Here is a 3,458-nt window from a genome sequence, read left to right on the forward strand (position 1 = left end):
CATTCCGCACTTGGGGAACTTCTTCATCATCGCCGCCGGGTGTTTGCTCCCGTGGCACTGCTGGCACTCGGGGACCGCCTTGTGCCGGTTCTCGTGGCACTTCACGCACGCCACGCTCTTGTGTTTCGTCTCGGTGGCGGACAAAAGCGCCAGCGCCTGCTTGTGGCACGCGCCGCAATCCTTGTTCGGGACGTCCGCCCCGTATGCCACCGCCTTCGGGCGGTGCGCCTTGTGGCACTTCTTGCAGTCTCCCTGCGCCATGTCGGCCGAGTGCGGCCGGTGGCACTTCACGCAATCCGGCACCTTCCGGTGGACGTCGTGGCAATTCGTGCAGAACTGTCCGGAATGCCGGCTCGGGTTCTCCTTCAGCTGCCTGGACTGGTCGGTGTGGCAGGTGAGGCACGGCTCCGTGGTCTTCGGGGCGAGGACCAGGCTCTGCACCGGCTTGTGCGGGTTCCTGTGGCACTCGAGGCAGCTCTTCAGGCCGTAGTGCGGTTTCCCCTCGTGGCACTGGGCGCATTTGGGGATGTTGCTCTTCGAGGCGGGCCGGTGCCCCGCGTGGCAATCGAGGCAGGTGACGTCGGACTTGTGCTTTCCTCCGCCTTCCGCCACGTCCGCCGGCGGCGCCTCGTGGCACTTGACGCAGTCCTCGGGCAAAAGCGCGGCCCTGGCCGCCGCGTCCGGCGCGCACACCGCGAAACCGCCGGCCGCGAGGATCGCCAGCACGATGATCCACATTCCCCTCGACGCTCTCATCCTTCCTCCTCGATGCGGGTATGGTGTTCCGTACCTTGCGATCCGCTCACTTCCCCTTCAGGAACTGCTCCATGAAGCCGGCAAGCGTGTCGACCCACTCGTAGGACACGGCGTTGTACTCGGAGACCCGGATGCCGCCCACTGAACGGTGGCCTTTGAGCCCCACCATCCCGAGCTTTTTCGCCTCGGCGATGAACTGCTCCTCGAGCTCGGGGGTAGGAAGCCGGAAGACCACGTTCATGACGGACCGGCTCTGCAACTCGACCGGCGACCGGTAGAACTGCGCGTTCCGGTCGATGACACCGTAGAGCCTGGCCGCCTTCTTCCGGTTCGCCGCCTCGACCGCCGCGAGGCCGCCCTGTCCCTTGAGCCAGGAGAGGACATTGCGGACCATGTAGACGCCGAAGGTCGGGGGGGTGTTGTAGAGCGACTTGTTCTCGGCGTGCGTCCGGAACTGGAAGATCTTCGGGATGTCCTTCCTCCCCTTCTCCACCAGCTCCTTCGACACGATCACCATCACGACGCCCGACGGGCCGATGTTCTTCTGGGCCCCGGCGTACACCAACCCGAACTTCGTCACGTCGAACGGCCTCCAGAGGAAGTCGCTGGACATGTCGGCGACCAGGGGGACCGCCCCGGTGTCGGGAAACGCGCGGGAGCCGTCCACGTTGAACTCCACCCCGTGGATGGTTTCATTGGACGTGAGGTGCAGGTACGCCGCTCCGGGGTCGACCTGCACCTCGGAGGGCGCGGGAACGCGGGTGTACTTCTTCTCCTTGCCTTCCCCCACGCCGATGCTCTGGACGGACACGGAGGCGCCGAACATCGCCGCGACCGCCTTCGCCTCGCCCAGCGCCTTCTCCCCCCATGCTCCCGTGACGAGGTACTGGACTCCCTTCCCCTTGTCGAGGAGGTTCATCGGGATCTGGGCGAACAGCGTGGTGGCGCCGCCCTGGAGCAGCAGCACCTCGTAGCTCGACGGGACGCCGAGGAGCTCCCGGACCAGGGCGATCGCCTCGTCGTGGACCGCTTCGTACTCCTTCCCGCGGTGGCTGTGCTCCATCACCGACATGCCGCTGCCGGCGAAGTCGAGGAACTCATCGCGCGCGCGCGTGAGCGCGGGGAGGGGAAGTGCTGCGGGTCCGGCGTTGAAATTGATCTTTCGGCTCATGGGTGTCCTCGCCCGGGCGCGGAGGGGTATTCCGCGGTTCGCGCCCCGTCGCCGGCCGCGGGCCGGTCTGGCAGGAAACGCCCCATTTTTGCAATGTCGGGGCGGACCGTCAAGATGTAACCGGAATCGCGGCGCTACAGGGTTGCTTTTTTCCTTCGATCGAATATCTTAGGTACAATCACCGACGCATGCGGGAAGGGGAGGAATCCTTGGAACCCAGCAAGATCGTCGTTCGGTACGCGAGCGGCCGGATTCTCAAGGGGTACACGCAGAACTTCTTCCCGAACAAGCCGGTCTTCCACATCCTTCCGCTCGATCCCGCCCAGTCGAAGGAACCGATCGAGATCGTGATCAACGAGCTGAAGGCGGTGTTCTTCGTCCGCGATTTCGCGGGGGACAAGAGCTACAAGGAGAAGAAACAGCTCTTTCCCGGGGTCAAGCCCCAGGGCCGCCTGATCGAGGCGACCTTCAAGGACGGGGAGGTGATCGTCGGATCCACGACCGGATACGATCCGAAGCGGTCCGGATTCTTCCTGTTCCCGATCGACCCGGGATGGAACAACCTCAAGGTCTACATCGTGTCGGCGGCGGTCCGGAACGTCCGTTACCTGTAGCCCTCCCGCAAAAATCTGTATGCAGTATACACTTGACCCGGTTTTCTGTGGTATAGTCCGCTGAACTGATTTCCGGTTGAACCCACTTCACATCCCCAAGGAGGCGGAAATGGCCAGGAAGAAGATCGCGATCATCGGCGGCGGTCAGATCGGCGGCGTGCTCGCCCAGCTGTGCGCGCTGCGGGAGCTCGGCGACGTGGTGCTGTTCGACATCGTCGAGGGGATGCCCCAGGGCAAATGCCTGGACATCGCGGAAGCGTCTCCCGTCGACGGGTTCGACATCTCCCTCAAGGGAACGAACAAGTACGACGACATCGCCGGCGCCGACATCGTCATCGTGACCGCCGGTCTTCCCCGGAAGCCCGGGATGAGCCGCGACGACCTGATCGAGGTCAACTCGAAGATCATGTCCCAGGTGGCGGAAGGGGTGAAGAAATTCGCCCCGAACTCCTTCGGGATCATCATCTCGAACCCGCTGGACGCGATGGTCACGCTGTTCCAGAGGATCACCGGCTTCCCGTACGCGCGCGTGATCGGCCAGGCCGGGGTGCTCGACTCCGCCCGGTTCGCCGCCTTCATCGCCTGGGAGCTGGGGGTTTCGGTCCGCGACGTGACCGCCATGACCCTCGGCGGCCACGGAGACGACATGGTCCCCCTGATCCGCTACGCCAGCGTGAACGGGATCCCCGTCATGGAACTGCTCGAGAAGAAGTACGGCAACGCCGCCAAGGCGAAGGAAGTGATGGACGCCATGGTGAAGCGGACCCGGGGCGCGGGCGGCGAGGTGGTCGCGCTCCTCAAGACCGGCTCCGCCTTCTACTACCCCGCTGCCTCCGTCATCGCCATGGCCGAGTCGATCCTCAAGGACCAGAAGCGCGTCCTCCCCTCCTGCGTCTACCTGAACGGCGAGTTCGGCG

4 protein-coding genes are annotated in these 3,458 nt (G+C 64.6%); 2 read left to right on the plus strand and 2 right to left on the minus strand.

The window, feature by feature from the left end:
• Together HZB86_04155 and serC are read right to left on the minus strand one after the other, a co-directional pair.
• Window positions 1-756: cytochrome C (locus HZB86_04155; protein ID MBI5904732.1), on the minus strand; the 756-nt coding region annotated here is incomplete at its 3' end.
• A gap of 46 nt (window positions 757-802) precedes the next feature.
• A complete protein-coding gene (gene serC, locus HZB86_04160; GenBank protein MBI5904733.1) occupies window positions 803-1,927 on the minus strand; it encodes a 3-phosphoserine/phosphohydroxythreonine transaminase in 1,125 nt (374 codons plus the stop codon).
• A gap of 209 nt (window positions 1,928-2,136) precedes the next feature.
• On the opposite strand from serC, the gene HZB86_04165 reads away from it, so the two are divergent.
• Together HZB86_04165 and mdh are read left to right on the plus strand one after the other, a co-directional pair.
• Window positions 2,137-2,541, plus strand: a complete 405-nt coding sequence (locus HZB86_04165; GenBank protein MBI5904734.1) for a hypothetical protein — start codon at window positions 2,137-2,139, stop codon at window positions 2,539-2,541.
• Between the two features lie 109 nt (window positions 2,542-2,650).
• A partial coding sequence (gene mdh, locus HZB86_04170) for a malate dehydrogenase (GenBank protein ID MBI5904735.1) occupies window positions 2,651-3,458 on the plus strand: 808 nt, incomplete at its 3' end.

It is taken from the genome of Deltaproteobacteria bacterium (genome assembly GCA_016234845.1).
Taxonomy (GTDB): Bacteria; Desulfobacterota; Deferrimicrobia; order Deferrimicrobiales; family Deferrimicrobiaceae; genus JACRNP01.

Coding starts and splice junctions, on each gene's coding strand:
- serC (MBI5904733.1), bottom strand. CDS start 1,927: ATGAGCCGAAAGATCAATTTCAACGCCGGACCCGCAGCACTTCCCCTC.